The 19,232-nt window shown below is 50.7% G+C and carries 12 protein-coding genes and 1 pseudogene; 10 read left to right on the top strand and 3 right to left on the bottom strand.

The features are described 5' to 3' along the window. Positions 1–639 precede the first annotated feature (639 nt). Together BMX91_RS00130 and BMX91_RS15665 are read left to right on the top strand one after the other, a co-directional pair. Positions 640–5,013 (top strand): S8 family peptidase, encoded by a 4,374-nt coding sequence (locus BMX91_RS00130; protein WP_281242791.1) that lies wholly within the window; start codon positions 640–642, stop codon positions 5,011–5,013. A gap of 449 nt (positions 5,014–5,462) precedes the next feature. Continuing rightward, complete coding sequence (locus tag BMX91_RS15665; protein WP_177168206.1) at positions 5,463–5,615, top strand: hypothetical protein; 153 nt, start codon at positions 5,463–5,465, stop codon at positions 5,613–5,615. Positions 5,616–5,763: 148 nt separating this feature from the next. On the opposite strand, the gene BMX91_RS15615 is transcribed toward BMX91_RS15665, so the two are convergent. After that, positions 5,764–5,991 carry a KGG domain-containing protein gene (locus BMX91_RS15615; RefSeq protein ID WP_143059331.1) on the bottom strand — a complete coding sequence of 76 codons (228 nt, stop codon included), beginning with the start codon at positions 5,989–5,991 and terminating at the stop codon, positions 5,764–5,766. A gap of 47 nt (positions 5,992–6,038) precedes the next feature. After that, positions 6,039–6,305: pseudogene (locus BMX91_RS15610) on the bottom strand (KGG domain-containing protein); the annotation flags it as partial. Positions 6,306–6,632: 327 nt separating this feature from the next. Here BMX91_RS15610 and BMX91_RS00120 point away from each other — a divergent pair. From BMX91_RS00120 to BMX91_RS00095, 6 genes are all read left to right on the top strand, one after another. Then, positions 6,633–7,172 (top strand): hypothetical protein, encoded by a 540-nt coding sequence (locus BMX91_RS00120; protein WP_092048571.1) that lies wholly within the window; start codon positions 6,633–6,635, stop codon positions 7,170–7,172. A gap of 146 nt (positions 7,173–7,318) precedes the next feature. Further along, positions 7,319–9,238 carry a 3'-5' exonuclease gene (locus BMX91_RS00115; protein WP_092048568.1) on the top strand — a complete coding sequence of 640 codons (1,920 nt, stop codon included), beginning with the start codon at positions 7,319–7,321 and terminating at the stop codon, positions 9,236–9,238. 146 nt (positions 9,239–9,384) lie between these two features. Next, the gene (locus BMX91_RS00110; protein ID WP_092048566.1) at positions 9,385–10,590 is read left to right on the top strand and encodes a YcdB/YcdC domain-containing protein; all 1,206 of its coding nucleotides are present in this window, start codon (positions 9,385–9,387) and stop codon (positions 10,588–10,590) included. A gap of 95 nt (positions 10,591–10,685) precedes the next feature. Further along, positions 10,686–11,624: an HPr(Ser) kinase/phosphatase gene (gene hprK, locus BMX91_RS00105; protein WP_092048564.1), complete on the top strand. Its 939-nt coding sequence runs from the start codon at positions 10,686–10,688 to the stop codon at positions 11,622–11,624. A gap of 145 nt (positions 11,625–11,769) precedes the next feature. Further along, positions 11,770–14,550, top strand: coding sequence for an EAL domain-containing protein (locus tag BMX91_RS00100; RefSeq protein ID WP_092048562.1), 2,781 nt, complete (start codon positions 11,770–11,772; stop codon positions 14,548–14,550). Then, positions 14,547–16,184 (top strand): thiamine pyrophosphate-binding protein, encoded by a 1,638-nt coding sequence (locus BMX91_RS00095; RefSeq protein ID WP_092048560.1) that lies wholly within the window; start codon positions 14,547–14,549, stop codon positions 16,182–16,184. Before BMX91_RS00100 ends, BMX91_RS00095 begins: the two co-directional genes overlap by 4 nt. 184 nt (positions 16,185–16,368) lie before the next feature. Here BMX91_RS00095 and BMX91_RS00090 read toward each other — a convergent pair whose 3' ends face one another. Beyond that, on the bottom strand, positions 16,369–17,001 hold the full coding sequence (locus BMX91_RS00090) for a hypothetical protein (protein ID WP_143059329.1): 633 nt from the start codon (positions 16,999–17,001) through the stop codon (positions 16,369–16,371). Between the two features lie 73 nt (positions 17,002–17,074). Between BMX91_RS00090 and BMX91_RS00085 the strand changes: the two genes are divergently transcribed. Both BMX91_RS00085 and BMX91_RS00080 read left to right on the top strand, forming a co-directional pair. Then, positions 17,075–18,199, top strand: a complete 1,125-nt coding sequence (locus tag BMX91_RS00085; protein ID WP_092048555.1) for a DUF4145 domain-containing protein — start codon at positions 17,075–17,077, stop codon at positions 18,197–18,199. Between the two features lie 262 nt (positions 18,200–18,461). Beyond that, positions 18,462–19,205 (top strand): alpha/beta hydrolase, encoded by a 744-nt coding sequence (locus BMX91_RS00080; protein WP_092048552.1) that lies wholly within the window; start codon positions 18,462–18,464, stop codon positions 19,203–19,205. Positions 19,206–19,232: the final 27 nt, after the last annotated feature.

Below are 19,232 nucleotides of genomic sequence, written 5' to 3'. Positions count from 1 at the left end.
GCAACCAAAAGAAAACTTGTCCATGGCACAGAGGAGAACATTAATTCTTTGTTACCTAAACATTACAAACAGATTACAACAACCGTCAAAAAGAAACACTCGGAAAATACGAGAGTATAGTCCTGGTTTTTCTGCCGATATTTGCTTGGTTATTTAATATTTTTTAAGCATATGAGTAGATGGGTTCATCAGATTGGAATATATGGGTCTTTCTGCATGGAAGAAATTCTGACCTTAAACGATCTTGAAAATTCCATGGTGTTCCAGCCTACCAAAAGAATCATTTTCCATAATCATGCAGAATATGCATCCTTGCATATCCTAAAGACCCATTCATGACTCCGCGTCCTTCAAGCAAACTTGCCTTTCACCTATTAAACAGGAAGTGTATTATACCGGACTTTTTACCCTGATGGCATCAGTCCCAATGGAGCATTTCCAATTTACACCTATCGACAATTCAAAAATATCAGTTTTTTCGTTGTATAGTAGTGCTAACAACTCAGATGCGGGACGGCAACATGATCAGAACACTTACTTACGGAAAGGAGGAGTGGGACATGGGCCGTCTTTTTTCTTCCCGGGGAATGGGCGGCTCGAACAGGACCGGGCATTACCATTCGAAGGGGAGGAAACGCATTGCCGGGATCAAAGAAGAAATCCACCAAGTTATTGAACATGGCCGCCACAGTGCTGATGGTTTCGTCACTAATCGCACCGGGACTTGTATCCGCGGAAAGCCGGACGAGTGTATCGGCGGTTGATACAGCCAAGGAAGCGCAGGCAAAACTCAGCGACCGGCTGCTCACAGAGTTCAAAAATGATGAAAAAGTCAACTTCCTTATCAAGTTCAAGGACAAGGCTGATACTGCAAAGGCAGCGGCGTCTGCGAGGGAAGCGGCCCAGAAAGCTGATTTGTCCTCACATCAGACTAAGCTTGCTGCACGCTCGGCTGTTGTCTCTGAACTAAAGGCGACCGCACAGACTTCCCAGGCCGACGTCAAAAAGTATCTGACGGTGCTGGAAAAGAGCGGGGAAGCCGAAAATGTCCGTCCTTACCATATCGTCAACGGGATGGCAGTCACCGCAACGAAGGAAGTCGCTGAGAAAATCGCAGGCTTCAGCGAAGTCGAAAAAATTCTGCCGGACGAGAACCGTCAGCTGTTTGTGACGAAGACACCGGAAGCGGAAACTCCGAAGTCTAAAGTCGCAAACGTCGAGTGGAACGTTGAGCGGGTTAAAGCCCCTGAAGCGTGGAACCTCGGCATTGACGGAACCGGCACGGTAGTGGCCAGCATCGATACCGGCGTCCAATGGGACCACCCGGCGCTGAAAGAACAATACCGCGGCTACAATTCGGCGACCGGCGAAGCCAGCCATGATTACAACTGGTTCGATGCGACGGTAGGCAACACAACGCCATACGACGACCAGGGTCACGGTACTCACGTGACAGGTACGATGGTCGGTGCAGAGCCGGACGGCAGCAACCAGGTCGGCGTCGCACCTGGTGCGAAGTGGATCGCCGTCAAGGCATTCACAGCTGCTGGCGGCACGGACAGCGATCTTCTTGCAGCTGCACAGTGGATCCTGGCTCCGACTGACTCCGAAGGCAATGCACGTGTAGACATGGCGCCAGATGTCGTCAACAACTCGTGGGGCGGCGGACCGGGGCTGGACGAGTGGTATCTTGAAGTCGTTCAGAACTGGCGTGCAGCTCAGATCTTCCCTGAGTTTTCCGCCGGCAACACGACACTCTTCAATCCGGGCGGCCCGGGATCTGTGGCTTCACCTGCCAACTATCCTGAGTCATTCGCAACCGGTGCCACTGACATCAACAACAAAGTGGCAGGATTCTCGCTCCGAGGTCCATCTCCATATGACGAGATCAAGCCGGACATTTCTGCTCCGGGTGTAAACATCCGCTCGGCGGTACCGGGAAGCGGATATGAAGGCGGCTGGAACGGCACGTCGATGGCAGGACCTGCAGTGTCGGCTGTAGCTACTATGCTCCGTCAAGTGGATGCCGACATCACAGTCGATGAAATGGAACAAATCCTCATCGATACTGCTGTACCATTGACAGACGAAGAATATCCGACCGTCCCGAACCACGGCTACGGATACGGTCTTGTTGATGCGATGGCTGCCGTATCCTCTCTCATGTCGGGCATCGGCACGATCGAAGGCCAGGTCATGAAGGAAGGCGATGATGAAGAAGCGCCTGAGTTCAGCCACACCGCACCGGCTGAAACCTATGCCGGCATGGACCTGACTCTCGCAGTCGACATTACTGACAATATCTCGGTCAGCTCCGCAGTGATCAACTATACGGATGCTGAGGGCAACGCTCAATCCGAGGAACTCGTCCGCACTGCAGGCAACTTCACAGAAGGTACCTATGCGGTCACTGTGCCTGGTGATCACATTGGAGGCGAGCAGTTCAACTACTCGTTCACGATCAATGACTTCGGCAACAATGCAGTGACATCGGATGAGTATTCCGTAACAGTCAAACCGGGTATTACAACTGGTTACTCGACAGATTTTGAAGCGGATGCGACAGGCTGGCTCTCGTTCGGTAATGAGAACAGCTGGGAGCAGGGCGCACCGACTTCCGGACCGGGCAATGCGGCATCCGGAGAAAACGTCTTTGCTACCAATCTTGCAGGACAGTACGCGAGCAACATGAACGCAACGCTTGTCATGCCTCCAGTTGATCTTCCTGAAGGCAATAGCTACCTGCAGTTCAAGCACTGGCACAACTTTGAGCAATCCACATCCACAGGCCGCGCATGGGATTACGGTCACGTGGTCATTTCCACGGACTACGAGAACTGGACTCAGCTTCTCATGGTCCAGGGCGAGTCTGGCGATTGGACAGATGTCGAAGTTGACCTTTCCGAGTATGCCGGACAGCGCGTTTACATCGGCTTCAACGCTTTCTCGGACGGCAGTGTGACCCGTGACGGATGGTACCTCGATGATGTCGCCCTTTCTGACACATCCGAGTCCACATCCGCAGCGGTCAAAGGCAATAATGGCAAAGCAAAAGGCAAGACAAACGGAAGTGCTAAAGCCGGTAACAACGGCAAGCAGCTCGGCGTGATCAAGAAGGAAAACGAAGCTCTGAAGAAAGGCGATCCGATTGATCCAACGACGATCAAGCCGGTCATGCCGAAAAACGAAGTGAAACCTGTTGAAGACGGCCAGAAGCCGGCACCGATGCTGCTTCCGCTCAATGCGCAGGTAAGCGTCCTTGAAACAGGCAGTTCGGTTTATACGAACCCGGCGGACGGCACGTATTCGATGCGTACGGCAGCGGGCGACTACACGCTTGTCGCAGAAGCATACGGTTTCCGTTCTGATAACCAGAGCGTATCCGTCGGAGCGGACGAAACTGCAACCGCTAACTTCGTCCTCGAGGAAATTCCGATGAACACGGTATCCGGCACCATCACAGATTCCGCAGACGGTTCGGCGGTCGAGGGCGCTACCGTCCTCCTCGTGGAAGATGCGAACATCGCACCGGTCACAACCGATGCCGATGGCCGCTACGAAATCGAAGCCTATGAAGGCGACTACACGCTGAAAATCGTCGCATCCGGCTACCACGGCACAGAAGTGAATGTCACAATCGGCGATGAGCCGGCAGTTCATGACATCACGCTGGAGCCGTTCTACACAGTACCGGGCGGGGAAATCGGCTATGACGACGGCACAGGCGAGAACGCACGTGCATTCTACGATGCGGGCAACGGCTGGGCAGTCAAGATGACTCTTCCTGAAGGGCAAGAGCAGGGGATCGTCTCTGCAGGGGTCTTCAGCTTCTGGGATACTTCCTGGCCGGTACCGGGCGGAACAGACTTTGCAGTTGAAGTCTGGGATGCATCCGGCACTGATGGCGCTCCTGGTGAGAAACTTGCCGGACCATTTGAGGCGACTGCACTCCGGAACGGTGAGTGGACGGTTGTCGACCTGAAAGAACACGGCATCAATGTCGGGAAAGATTTCTACATGGTCTACATCCAGTCCCACGCCAACCCGAACACTCCGGGACTTGCAACGGATGAAAACGGACCAAATGCAAATCGCAGCTATCAGTTTGTAGGCGGTGCGTGGTCCCCGGTTCCTGAAGAAGAAGGTAACTACATGATCCGTGCACAGGTGGATTATGAAGTCGCGACCCCGGTCATCACGAACCCATCCGATGGCCAGCTGACGAATGAAGCAGACATCACGGTTGAGGGTACGGCATCGGCTACAACCGAAATCCGTCTCGACAACAATGGTGAGGAAGTCGGCACAGCGACAGTCGGCGATGATGGCAAGTTCTCGTTCGATCTGACGCTTGCTGAAGGAGAGAACACCTTCACGGCCACTTCGCTTCTGGACGGCCGGGAAACAGGGGTATCCGCTCCGGTCACGGTTACACTCGACACAGCTCTGCCTGAGCTCACGATCGACAGCCCGGCAGACGGCGAAAAGACGAACCGTGAGACTGTAACGGTCCAAGGTTCTGTATCCGACGCCAACTTGGATTGGGTTGAAGTCAACGGCCAAAAGGCTGACGTCCGTGACGGCAAATATTCGAAGCGGATCCTTCTGGACAATGGCGCCAACCTTATTGAAGTGGTTGCGCAGGATGCTGCAGGAAACCAGGCAACCGAGAGTGTAACGATTCAGGCAAACTATGATGCGCCTGCCATCGAAAATCTCATGCCGGAAGAAGACGTTAACCTGAAAACAGGCCAATCCTTCATGTTCGAGTTCGACAGCACACCTGGCCTCAAGGCAAGCTTCGTCATTCATATGCCATTGACGAATCTGCCGTCCACCAACCCGACTGAACTCCCGATGATGGAAACGTCTCCGGGCCACTATGTCGGCTACTGGACAGTACCTGCCGGTATGAAAGCAAACGGTGCGCAGCTTGAAGTGAAGGTTAAAGACGACTTCGGCAACGAAGCCCGCAAAACTGCAAACGGCAAGATCTACATCAATATCAATTGATGTGAAAGCGCCCCGGGACAAGTGTCCCGGGGTATTTTTGTGTCAGTCCAAAAGATAAGTTTACCGGGGTGAATAACAGAATCACTGGTGCGCATAATAAAATCGGACATATTCAAGGTGCGGTTCTGATCTTTCTCGGTCCGGTGGATTGTCCTGAAAATCTCACCTATGGCAGAGCACAGGACAAAACACGAAAAAATGAGATGGACAACGTCCTATTGGGTACAGACTACGAATGGAGCGCTATGAGAAATATTTCACAAACAGGCCTGGTTTTATAAACAATTTAACCAAGATCGAAAGCCCTAAAAAAAGTTTGACAAAATGGTGAATAGGATACAGAATGATATCAAGCCCTAAACCCGGCATTGCCGGGACCATTATGTAAGGAGTGGAAACCGTTCATGCAGTGCTATCGTGTTGCACCGGACAAGGAAGCTTCTCGTTGGATGATTACCATGGGAAATCAGGATTTGGAAGAGATGTTCATTTATAAAGACGAGGCCATCGCCGAGGCGATCATCCTTGCTAAAGCGAACAGCCCGAGCAAGATTGAAATTTGTGATGAAACATATGAAGTGGTCGACAAAAGGAAGTATTAATGATGCCTTTATCAATTTCTTTTATTTATCTTCCGACCGCCTCACTGGAGAGCAGAAACATTCTGCTCTCCGTTTTTTTCTTTGATAGGTAGGCAAACAAAAAACACGGGGAGGAAGTGTCCTCACCCGTGTTTTGCAGGAACGGCGATTAATTGTTATTATTGTTGTTATTATTATTTTTGTTTCGGGCGTTTCCGCCTTTTTCACCAATTTCCTCGTAGAAATCACGATCATGGTTATTTGAAGTGGCTTCTCCGCCTTTTCGTCCGATTTCTTCGTAGAATTCCTGGCCATGATTTTGAGCAGTCGCTTCTCCGCCTTTACGGCCAGCTTCTTCAACTGTCATTTTGCGGTTGTTGTTATTGTTGTTAGCCATGTTGAATTCTCCTTTTTCGGTGTTGAGTGGGGAGCCTTAAATCAGTTGTTGTTATTGTTGTTTCGGGCGTTTCCGCCTTTTTCACCAATTTCCTCGTAGAAGCTGCGGTCATGGTTTTCGGAAGTGGCTTCTCCACCTTTTTGCCCGATCTCCGAGTAGAAATCACTGTCGTGGTTTTCGGCGGTCGCTTCTCCGCCCTTACGCCCGATTTCTTCATAGAAGTCCTGGTCGTGATTGTTGGAAGTGGCTTCTCCGCCCATACGGCCTGCTTCTTCTCGGGACATTTTGCTGTTCTTGTTTCTGTTGTCTGCCATGTTGCATTCCTCCTCAATTTTATTATTGGAAAGAAGCTATGTGCAGCTTCAACCATTGTATTGCCGCTTATAGAACTTCTAAACCACTGAAGAAGAATCGTAATAATTGTAAAATTTTTTACTGAAGATAGATAACCATAAAAGTAATATTTCTTAAGGGTTTGACTGATTTTTTACATCTTGACACAATGCTATTTCTCACAAGTAACAATTTTAATACACTACTAAATATTAAGCTCTTTTTACAGATGAACACAAAGGAAGACTTTATAGTAAGATAATGTTAAAATACAAAATATAAAAATCTAAAAATGGGGAAATGAGATCGTGAACCGACATCAAATAGAGAAAATCATCCATGAGACGATGAACCATGTCGGGGTTATTCGTGAAGTCCGTCTAGAGAGGAACGGCATCAACATGACGTACCACTTTATCCATGACTATGTCACGTATGATCCCGACCGGATTCAAGAAGCAGTCAGCGAGCAGGAACGCCCGGTATCTCTGGAAACATATGTGGCTGCGATCACCATGCACGAACTTGGGCATGCGCTCGATCGCCGGGCACTCCTTGCCGGGCTCTCGCTTTCGAGGGAAGTCTATCAGATGAAGAAAACGACGCCGCCAAAGGTTTTGGAACGAAATCCGGAATATATGGCAAAAATCATAGCTGAGGAAGAGCGAAATCTCCACGCGGAAAAGACAGCCTGGTACAATGCCGCAGAGCTCAACCGCAAACATAGTCTGATCAGCGAGTTGGATTTCGCAGCAATCAAGCGGCAGTCCCTTTCATCCTATGAGCGCCGTCTTGCCGGAAAAGTAAAAGTGTACCGCATGGCAGCCGGCGAGGATGTCGGCGACTGATTCGGGTTTGATTACCCTCCATCAAAGCACTGTCCCTTATTTTTGGGATGGTGCTTTTTCATGTCTCTACAAATAGTTCCGTATATTGCCAAAGATTGTCGGACAACGTACTATTAATGCAGATTAACCATACAGGAGGGGTCTCCTTGGCCTATATGATCCCGGAAACCATCCGGTCGTCCGCGACTGCAGGCGAGCGGCTGCTTTTCCGCACAATGAAGCAAGTCCTGCCAGATGATGTGATTGTCTATTATGAACCTGAAATTCATGGCCGCAGGCCGGACTTTGTGTTGATTGGACCTGATTTCGGCATGGTGGTTCTTGAAGTGAAAGACTATACACGCAATACCCTTTATCAATTGAACAGAGATGAGTGGACACTGCTGACTTCGGCCGGTACACATGCAACTGTGAAAAGTCCGATGCTTCAGGCCAAAGAATACATGTTCCACATTAAAAATGTGCTGGAAAAAGATAAGGCGCTTGTCCACCTCGAAGGGAAGTATCAGTTTAAGTTAAAGTTCCCGTGTGGCTTCGGCACCGTGTTCACGAGGCTACATGAACAAGACATGGTCAAGGATCATCTTTATTCCGTCCTTGATCCGGAACGGACATTCACCCGGGACGCAATAGATCCCGATCAGGAAGGTTTCTCCGGGGAGGAGTTTATCGAAAAGATTCATGCACTGTCTTCGATGACGTTCCCGCTGCGTGAGCCATTGGGGCGGCAAGAAATCGATTCCATCCGGTACCACTTGTTCCCTGAAGTGCGAATCAGCGCAGAATTTCGCGAGCCGGTTCCTTATAAAGACCAATTGCTGCTATCTCTGCGTGACCTGAAAGCGATGGATCTTCATCAGGAGAATCTTGCCAAGCAGCTGGGCGACAAAAACCGACTTATCCGCGGAGTTGCAGGAAGCGGCAAGACGCTCGTTCTGGCGAGCCGCGCCAAACTCTTGGCAAGAGAGCATTCCGAATGGAAGATTCTCATCCTCTGCTACAATATCTCCTTGTCCCGATCCATTGAGTCACTGGTCAGGCGCATGATGAATGAACCGGACAGCTTGTTCGACTTTGATTTGGCTGACGGTCAAAAAAGAAAAGTCATTCCCGGTACGGGGAATATCCTTGTCCGCAATTTTCATGCGTGGCTCCGGAATGACCTCAAGATTAGTGAAAAGCAGATTCCATATTACCTAAGCAAACTCGATCATGGTGAGGCTGTCCTTCCATCCTACGATGCTATTCTGATCGACGAGGGCCAGGATTTTGAACCGGAGTGGTTCAGATTGGTCAGCAGTCTGCTTAACCCGGAAACCAAATCGCTTCTCCTCGTGGAAGACCGCGCGCAGTCAATCTACAAGCGAAAGCGTTCCTATGTACAAGACACAGGGCTTGATTTCCGCGGCCGGTCAAAGGTGCTCAATATTAACTACCGAAATACCGCTCAGATCGTTTCTTTTGCATGGGATTTTTACCGTGAGCATTCAACTTTGAAAAACAAAGTGGTCACTAAAGAGTTCGAAGGGGAGATCATCGCACCACAGAGCACCAAGCGGAACGGGTATGAACCAGGAATCATCAGGAGAAAGGATTTCTTAGAGGAGGCGGCATTTGTCGCAAGACAGATCCGGCTGCTTCACGAACAGCGCCATATTCCCCTTTCCGGCATGCTGATACTTTATCGGGTCCGCAAATGGGGAGGCCATGACTATGTAGATGCTCTGCAGAAAGCACTCGAAAAGGAAAATCTCCCTTCTTACTGGCTGACCGAAACCCCGGAGTCCAAAAGGAATTATGACCGCAATGCAGAAGCTGTCACAATCAGTACAATCGACAGCAGCAAGGGACTGGATTTCAGGGCAGTCTTTATCGTGCATATTGACCTATTGCCGCTCCCTTTGGAAAAGGACGAGGAGCGGGAAGCATCTCTTCTTTACATTGCAATGACGCGGGCCCAAGAATATCTGTGCCTTACCTATTCAGGAGAATCGGCGTATACCCGCTATTTTGCAGCCATTGCAGAAGAACGAAAACAGCATCTCGTCCGTGGCAGGATGAGCTGACAGAAGAGGTTTTAAAAAACAAACCGGATCATCGTCCCGGCATGCAACTTTTGCATGACCGGGGCGTTTCTTTATTAAGATTGCTCATTGGCCGGGGAAATTGGGTAATACCATATAGAAGTATGGTTTTAATGGAGGGTCGGTCGATGGACAGCATCATGATTTGGTTTGAAAAGCTCCTTCCTTATCTGGATGGAGTGAAAATAGAGGATATTGAGACCGGAAAAACGGACTGTTCAAAAGGGCTCTGGACGCTGCAAAGAAAAGACGGAGGAGAACCGGTTGGCGAACTCCATCTGGACAGTAAAGGAGGAATACGCTACTTCATTAATCACCAAGCGGAAGGACGCACTCCGGTCGTGTCACTGTCGCCGGTTGCCATTCGGGATCGCGCCGGTCAATTTATTGCCGATGTCTTCGGGATGGAGGCGGCAGAGTTACAGTTTTCTTCCGTTGTTGATCTGGAACATGTCTATACTGTCGATTTTGTCAGGGCGGATGAAGACGGTCTGGAGCTACCGAATTCCGGTCTGAGTATCGCCTTCCAAAAAGATGGGGTACTGTCCGAAGTGGTCAGCTATCTCGGGCCGCTTGTATTGATTGACGAAGAAAAATCGATCAGTTCAGAGGCTGCACTTGATCTGTACATGGCCAATCTTACAGCGGAGCTGAAAATCAGCAAATATGACTCTGACCTTTACGTGGATGGCGATGATCAGTTTCATCTGATCTACGATTTCCTGACTGGTTCTCCTGATGAGGTCAAGATGGACGGGACGGTCATCTCTCTGGCGGAAGATCTAGGAATTTATCCGCCGGACCACGAGCCGCTTGGCAAAGAGACCCTTAAGGCGGAAAGCCGTCCTGATACTTCTTATCGAATTGCGCTGGATTCAGCAATCAAGATGTTATTCAGGAAGTTTCCCGGTGCTGAGCAGCGGTTTCTCCTCAGAAAAGAGCAGAGCGAATCCCAGGCAGAAGAGAGAAACGTCTTCACCTTCATTTTCGACCGCCACCAGTACGGAGTTCAGGTGGAGGATGAAGGCGTTGAAATAGACGTGGACCGTAAGACCGGCACAGTAGTCCGGTTTGATATGAGCGAGGCGGCCGCCATTGATTTCAGCCCGCTTTTGCGAGAGCGTCCTTTTAGTCTGCGCACAGTGAAGGCGCTGTTCGTCTCCGATATCACGATGCGTCCGGTCAGGACTAGAAATGAAGCTGCGGGTGGCGTGCCGGTGTACGAGCTTGTCTACATTCCGGACTTCCCGGAACCGGGCGGCCATGTTCATGCCATTGATGCCCATTCACTCGAGAAATGGACGGTGGACACCGGTTCACTCCTGGAAGGATAGGTTAGTTTACGCTTACAATCGGATTTCAACATTGTATAATGGATAAGGAATTATGGATGACGAATTATATTATAGGAAGTCGGGAAGCAGAGAGAATGATGGAAAACAAGCATGTAACAGTGAGGCAAGCTGCAGAAAATTTTTCGCTCGAAGTATTAATCGGCAAGGATGAACTGGACCGGGAGATTACCAAAGCACAGGTGAGGCGTCCGGGACTTGAATTTTTGAATCACTTCGGTTTTATAGCAAAAGGCCATGTCCAGATTCTGGGACGCAACGAAATCAGTTATCTCAGGACATTGGATGCGGATGAAGCCCGGCACCGGATCGGGAATATGGTGACGTACGACCCGCCGTGCATCATCATCACATCCAACCAGGAGGAACCTGTTGGACTATTGCTGCATTGCGGCGAAGCGCATATTCCGGTGCTTAGGACATCAGACTCGATGACTGATCTGGTCCAGAAACTGAACCGTTTCCTGCTGAACCAACTGGCTGAAGAAATCGCGGTTCACGGTGTCTGTGTGAATGTATCCGGCATCGGCGTCCTTCTCCGGGGGAAATCGGGAGTCGGGAAAAGCGAGACGGCCCACACGCTCATCGGCCGTGGGCACCGTCTCGTAAGCGATGACATCGTGGTACTGCGAAAGCTAAGCCCTCAGACACTCCTTGGTACTCATGACGGAAGCAACAAGGAGTTCTTGGCCCTCCGGAGCGTCGGTCTGCTGAATGTCGTCCGAATGTATGGCCGCACCTCCTTCCAGGAAGAGACACGCATTGCGCTTGATATTGAACTGATCGAATGGGAAAAAGACGCGCTTAACAATGAACTTGAAGTCGACATGAAGTTCAAAGAATATATGGGCGTGAAGATCCCCCATATCCAGATTCAGCTGCAGCCGGGACGTGATGTCGCAGGACTGATCGAAGCAGCGGCAAACAACTGGTATCTGCGTATGCAGGGATATAGTGCTGCCGAAGAATTCAGGCACCGTCTTGAAGAAGCATTCCATGATGAGGAAGATGAATAAGTAGTCCGGGCCCCGTGCCCGTCTGGCGGTTTTGTTTCTGCTTCCAACAAGGATGCAGGGGGGAAGCCGCCTTCTTATGTTGGGAAGATATTTGAGAATAGGGTAGTATATTGATAGGAATATGATTCCTTGAGGAGGTGCGGCTGTGAACGATCAATCCAGGTACAGGCAACTTGCCAACCTAACCCGAATCATCAATACGAAACTTGACCTGAAAGAGATGCTGCAGGCGGTGACGGACGCTATTTCTCAGGAAGTTTTCCAGTGTGACTCGGTCGGCATTTACCTGCCGCAGGAAGACGGCACATTCAGGGGGTTCACCGGAAAACCGGAAGTCCTGAACGGCATGACGCTTGATATGCATGTGATCAGCCCGGAAGATGACGCCCTGGTCAGGGAAGTCACAAAAACAAATCGGGCTGTATACATACCGGATACCAGATCCGATGGCCGGCCGAGCGACTGGGCGGTCGACTCGTTTCTGATCCGCTCGCTGCTCGCAATGCCCATTGCTTTTGGAGATGACCTTTACGGACTCGTCTTCCTGTTCAACTACGGGCAGCCGATGAACATCACCGGGGAACAGCGTGAGACTGTGGAAGCGTTTGTCAACATGGCAGCAGTCGCCATCCGCAATGCCAATGATCTCTTGCGTAAAGAGAACCTGATCCAGGACAAGCAGCTTCTCCTCGATGCCAACAGTGAACTATCGAGGGCGGAAACGATGGACCAGGCGATCCAGACCTGCTTCCGCCATGTAGGCCAACTGCTTGAAAGCGACGATCCCGCCGTTCATCTGCTGGATCCGGTCGCCGGTAAAAAGATCAAACCCGCTCATCTGGCAAAGAGCAGTGACATGAGTGAGGATGAATGGCTGCGAATGCACAGGGCACAGCTTAATGACCTGCTTGAAGACAGGATGTACCAGGATTCAATACGGACGAGGAAACCGGTATATATCCCTGACGTGACCAAGGACGAACGTCCGAACAAGGATATCTGCCGGACGTTCGGGATCAGGGGAATGGCCATCTTCCCGATGATTGCGATGAACGAGATTCTCGGATTCATCGCTGTCCCGAATCGTTCCGGGAAGATTGTCGAGTATCCCCAGACCACGATTGACCTGGCACAGTCCATTGTGGACATGACTGCTTCCACACTTTCAAACCTCCTCTTTATCGAGAAGCAGGAAATGATCATTAATCAGCGGACCAAGGAAGTAACGGTTAAAAACGAAGAGCTGCAGCGGGTAATCACAGAGCTGGAATCGCTCTCCAGGGAAAAGGAACTGATCCTAAAATCTGCAGGCGAAGGGATTTTTGGAATCGGATTGGACGGCAAGATTACATTCAGTAATCCGGCGGCACTGAAAATGCTCGGTTATTCCCGTCCCGAAGAACTTGAAGGCCAGTCTTCAGCGAATATATTTCGTGGAGGGGACAGCGGAGAGCTACCGCAGCTAAATGATGAATCAGACGTTTTCCACAGGAAGGACGGAACCGTGTTCCCTGTGGAATATGACATCTCCTTTATTCAGGAAGACGATCAGATCTTCGGTCAAGTGGTCATTTTTAAGGACATTACAGAGCGTCGCTATCTTGAGGAAGAGATTAAGTATTACGCATACTATGACAGCCTGACCGATTTGCCGAACCGGCTGCAGATGAAAGAACGACTGGATGAAGCGTTGGAAAATGCCAAGAGAGATGATGAGCAAGTGGCGGTGATGTTCCTGGATCTGGACCGCTTTAAACTTGTCAATGACACTCTCGGACACAGTTTCGGCGATCTTCTTCTGAAAGAAGTGGCGAAACGGTTGAGTGAAGCCGTACCTATTAACGGTATCGTGTCCAGGCAGGGCGGTGACGAATTCATGATCATCCTGCTTGACGTCAAAAACCGGGAGGAAGTCCTTCGTGCCGTCAGCAAGATCAATAAATCTTTTGCAAAGCCGATCACCATTGACGATCACGAAATATTTATTAAAAACTCAATTGGCATCAGCATGTTTCCCGCAGACGGCGATAATGCCGAGATGCTCATCAAAAATGCCGACACGGCGATGTATCACTCCAAGGAAGTGGCCGGCGGCAGCTATTATTTCTACGACGAGAAGATCGGCAAACGGACCATCGAAAGCGTCAAATATGAAAACGCACTATACCGGGCGTTGGAGCGGGACGAATTCACTCTGTATTATCAGCCGCAGGTCGACTTATGCAAGCACCGGATGGTCGGTGTGGAAGCGCTGATCCGATGGAATCACCCGGAGGAAGGCCTGGTATCCCCGGATATATTTATCCCGCTTGCCGAACAGACCGGCCTGATCGTACCGATCGGTGAATGGGTGCTTCGCGAGGCGGTTTCGCAGCTTAAAAAGTGGCATGACAAAGGCTTCGATGATCTTTGCATGGCCGTCAATCTGTCAGCCGCACAGTTCGAACAGGGCAGCCTTCACCGTATCGTCAAGCAGGTGCTGGCCGAAACTGGCATCCGTCCCGAACTGCTTCATCTTGAACTGACAGAGAATCAGATCATGCGCAATACGGATCTTGCCATCTCTACGATGAACAAGCTGAAGGAACTCGGTGTACACCTGGATATCGATGACTTCGGTACGGGTTATTCGTCACTTGGCTATCTTCAGAGATTCCCGCTGACAACCCTCAAGATCGACAGGACATTCATCCGTGATATCCTGCTTGATGAGGATGACCGCGCGCTGACCGATACGATCATCACAATGGCAAAGAATATGGGCCTTGAAGTGATCGCGGAAGGCGTAGAAACAGAAGAACAGGCCGACTATCTTGCCTCCCGCGAGTGCACGATGATGCAGGGCTACTTCTTTAGCCCGCCGGTACCGGCCAGAAAGCTTGAGAAGGACTTTTTGACCAACGACCAAGGGGGATGGAGCCGTTGAAAGCAGGGATAGCGGTACTTGAGTTCTTCAGGAACATAGGAATCGACCGGATATTCGGGATACCGGCGGGCAGCGTCAATGTACTTTTCGACGGGATGAACGACTATGAAGACATCTTGCCGATCATCACAAAGCATGAAGGGGCAGCCGGGTATATGGCGGCGGGGTTCGCCAAGTATTCCGGAGGTCCTGCAGTCGCGATCGGCTCAAGCGGACCGGGTGCGATGAACCTGGTCACGCCTGCTGCAAATGCCATGCGGGAACAGCTGCCGGTCCTGTTTCTGACGGGATCCGTGCCGACGTCAACAGTAGGGATGAATGCCTCGCAGGAACTGGAGGCCGCATCTGTGTTTGCGCCAGTCACAAAATACTCCAAGCTGGTCGGCCGTGGAGATGAGCTGGTAAAGGAAATCGCAAAGGCCCTTGAGATCGCCATGAGCGGGGTGCCGGGACCTGTACATATCGCAATGCCGCTTGACGTGCAGATGACTGATATCGATCCGTCCATCATCCCGGTTGCAGTCTGTCCGGCAAGGATAAAGGCGGATACTGCGGCTGCCGGCCAAGCTGCAAGGGAGCTGAAGAGCCGCAACGCCGGCCTGATTTTCTGCGGGCAAGGTGCCCGGGGAATGGTGTCGGAAGTCATGCGCCTTTCTGAATTGCTGGGCTGGCCGGTCGTTTCCACGCCTGTGGCCAAAGGCTTGTTTAAAGATGCACACCCGAACTTTGCAGGAGTCTATGGCTTTGCCGGGAACGAGTCAACAGGCCGGCTTATCCAAGATGGGGACTTCGATACACTGCTCGTCATCGGCTCGAGCTTGGGTGAGACCGCTACGAGCAACTACAGTACCGCTCTCGCAAAGGACCGGTTTGTTATCCAGTTTGATCGGGACGAAACGGTGTTTGGCAGGAAGTACCCCGCAGATCTTCCCGTTTTAGGCGATCTGACAGATACGCTTCCGGTTGTCCTGAGGGAGCTTAAGATGCTCGGAACAAGAGAAAAACCGGTCAGCGTCCCATACAATCCGGAGAGGCTATCGCCAGGAGCCGCATATACGACGAAAAACGTCGTTCTAAAGCTTCAGCAACTGTTGCCGGAAAATACCAGATACGCAGTCGACATTACGGAAACCGAAGCTTATGTGATACATGACCTGAGCGTCCTTTCGCCGGATGCCTTTGATATCAATGTGCACTTCGGTGCAATGGGAAGCGGTTTATCAGTTGGAATGGCCGCTAAAATGGCGGACCCTGAACGACCGACGGTGATCATCACCGGTGATGGCTGCTTCCACATGCACGGCATGGAGATATTGACAGCGAAAGAATACGGCGTGCCTGTTTTGTTCATCGTCATGAACAATGCCCGGCTTGGCCTGGTCTATCACGGACACAGTCTGCAGTTCAAGCGCGCGCACAAAACGTTCTCCACACAGCCGATGAACTTCACGAAGATGGCGGAAGCCCTTGAAATTCCGGCGGCGCGTGTGGAATCGATGGAGGATCTTAACGGGGAAACGATCAGTAAGCTGATGTCCACAGACGGCCCGGCCCTTCTCGAGATCGTCCTTACCGACGACAATCCGCCGCCGATGGGTGACCGTGTCAAATTCCTTGCAGGATTTGCAGAGTGAAAACGAATTGATGCGGGACGTTGCCATATTGGGGTGTAACGTTAACATACTGGAGTGAAACGCTAACATACTGGAGTGAGACGTTAACATACTGGATGAAAACGTTGATGATGCCCAACGCGCATGCCCCTACACAAAACAGCCCGGATCCGCAGAGGATCCGGGCTGTTCATATGCACATGGGTCAATGTTGGGGATGTTCTTCAAAATACTCGGTGATCGTCCGGATCGTCAGCGTCTTAAAGTCGTCGGATACGGGCTCGCCTTCGGGGTTTGCATAGAAAGCGTGTCCGTCGCGGTTTTGATAACCGATGTTGATCAGACGCTTAAGAAGATCTTCCGGGAGAAATTCATTGCCGTTGACGGTCATGAATTCTTCGGTAGGGGTAACAAGAACCTCCAGGTCTTCGTGTCCGCCTGTAATCATGACAAGATCTCCGCGATGGCGTTTTACCCAGTTGTCCTTGGATCGGATCGAAATCGGTGCTTTCTCAATGGAGACAATTCCTTTGAGATTTGTGCCAAACAGATAAAGCAGGAGCGGACAGAGATGCTCCACTGTCAGCGCGGGAAGTTTCTGCAGTTCCTCAGAAAGAATCTCCCTGTTTGTCAGCCCTTCACGTTTGCCGCGCAAAACCGGCACATAATCATAGTCAAAACCGAACAATTCAAGCACGATTTCATGAACCGCGTCAGCAGGGTCCCTGCCGGCGATCGATGAAAGCCGTTTTTCCATTTGGCCGAGCCGGTTTAGCTTTTCTTCCGTCACTTCAAACACCGCCCTGAACGACCTCTCTTTTGTATTATTATGCCACACTTTATCACGCTTTGTAGTCCGCTAATAAGAAATGATAGAATAAGTAGATTGTAAAAGAGAAGGAGTCAGCGTTGTGAACGAAAATGGCGAATACTATTATGCGTTTCTGGAACACCGGCATCTCGCCTTGGTTGCAGGGGAACTGGAGCAGTCTGTCTATACGAGTCCGAGGACGATGCTGACGCATGCACGTGTACTGATCGATTCGGTCCTTCAACTGGTCATGCAAGAAGAAGGGATTCCGGATGTTCAGCATAAATCATTAAAAGACCGGCTAGACGAAGCAGGTCGCCAGGGTTTGCTGACCGATGAAGTCCGGGATGCGCTGCATGACATCCGAATGGCAGGAAACCGGGCAGCCCATCAGCCAAGAGCCTTCCGCGTAACAGAGTCTCTTGCTGCCTGGGAACAGCTGTATATCGTAATGAAGTGGTATGTGGAAGTTTACGGGAATCCGGATTTCACATTCCCGGAATACCGGGATCCGGCTCCTCCGAAGGAACAGACATTCGAGTTGCCGGAGCTGGAATCCCGCCTTGGCCGCCTGGAAGAACTTCTCAGAAAAACATTGAGCAATGAAAGGGAAGAAACTCTCCCTGCTGAATCTATAGCTGTCAGCACACCGAAGACACACCAATCTGAACAGCCTGGCTATACAACTGTCCGCCAGATTCGCCACGGAGACAGAACACTGGATATTCCTTATTTCCTGCGCGATGCATTTCTGCTGCCGCAGAGATTCGAGAAGTCGGTCCGTTTTCTCGTCAAGCTACACGGAGCAGAAGAGGCGCGGATCATGAGCGAACTTCCGGCTGACCTCACAGGACTTCATCAGGCGGTTACTCGCTACACCGAGAAAAATGATGAACAATTTTTCGAGGAGCTGGCGGAATTTGTTGATGAGGAAAGGGCCCGCCGGCGAATCCGCATTGAGCGGCCGGGCGAACTGTTCCTGTTCCATAAAGGCGATTCCATCATTGTGACGGAGACCCTCGCCAAGGCTGAACTGACCAAAGAGAACTTTCCTTCGCTGACACCTGGATTTATCCGGCAGTTGGAGGAATCGGGCATCCGGCGGGCTGGCCAGTTGCCACAGGAGCTCGTCATCCTCGCCAAATACAAAAACGTAGGAGCGGGGACGATCGAGAAACTGTTTGAAGACCTGAAAAACACCCAAAAAGAAGCCGAAACGGTATAACGATGAAGCGCCCGCTATCTGGTGGGTGCTTCATTCTTTTAAGATGAAAATAGTCTTGAAATCTCTACCCGTGCAGATGGGCTGGGTGATTGCCGGAATACAGTTGTAAAGGTATAAGTAATATTATTATGTATACCAGAATACTTTAATGACATGAAAATGTACTTCCAGCACCGTTTGTTTTATAAGAAAGGGAAACTTGTAGAACATGTCGAATGGGGAAAATAGTCAGATCGATATTTCATACTCGGAGGGGATTACGATGAAAGAGCATTACCCGGTACTCAAAGGCGCCGAACCATTCTATGCGGAAGGCGGGAAAGAAGGGATTCTGATCTCGCATGGCTTCACGGGTTCCACGCAAAGCATGCGCCCACTTGCAGAAGCGCTTGCCGGAGCGGGCTATACAGTATGCCTGCCGAGGCTGAAGGGACATGGCACCCACTATGAAGACATGGAACGGTCAAGCCGACAAGACTGGACCGGCTCGGTTGAAGAGGGATACAACTGGCTGAAGGATCGGTGTGACAAGATCTACATGGCCGGTCTGTCGATGGGCGGGACGCTGACACTCCACATGGCGCAGAAGCACCCGGATATCAAGGCAATCGCGCTGATCAATGCAGCCATTGACATGCCTGCACTCAAGGAAGTCGGAGAATCTGATGAGATCAGGTTTCTCGATGCGATCGGATCGGACATCAAAAAATCGGGCGTTACTGAACTGGCTTATGAAAAGACTCCGGTCAAGTCAGTTAAAGAAATCCTTTCCCTAATGGAAGAAGTTCGCGCGAATCTCGGCGATATTACCTGTCCGGGCCTGATCCTTGTCTCAGATGAGGATCATGTCGTTCCGCCGGGGAACTCGGATATCATTGCTGAAGGGATCTCGTCGGGAGTGATCGAAAAAGTCCGGCTCGAAGAAAGCTATCATGTCGCCACACTGGACAATGACCAGGAGAAAATCACCGAAAATGTGCTTCGCTTCTTCAAGGAGCATGCTTAGGAATCAAATTAAACCAATAGGATATTG

Source organism: Bhargavaea ginsengi, from assembly GCF_900109165.1.
Taxonomy (GTDB): domain Bacteria; phylum Bacillota; class Bacilli; order Bacillales_A; family Planococcaceae; genus Bhargavaea; species Bhargavaea ginsengi.
The sequence above is the reverse complement of the archived record's forward strand: the minus strand, read 5'-3'. Positions and strand labels throughout refer to the sequence as shown.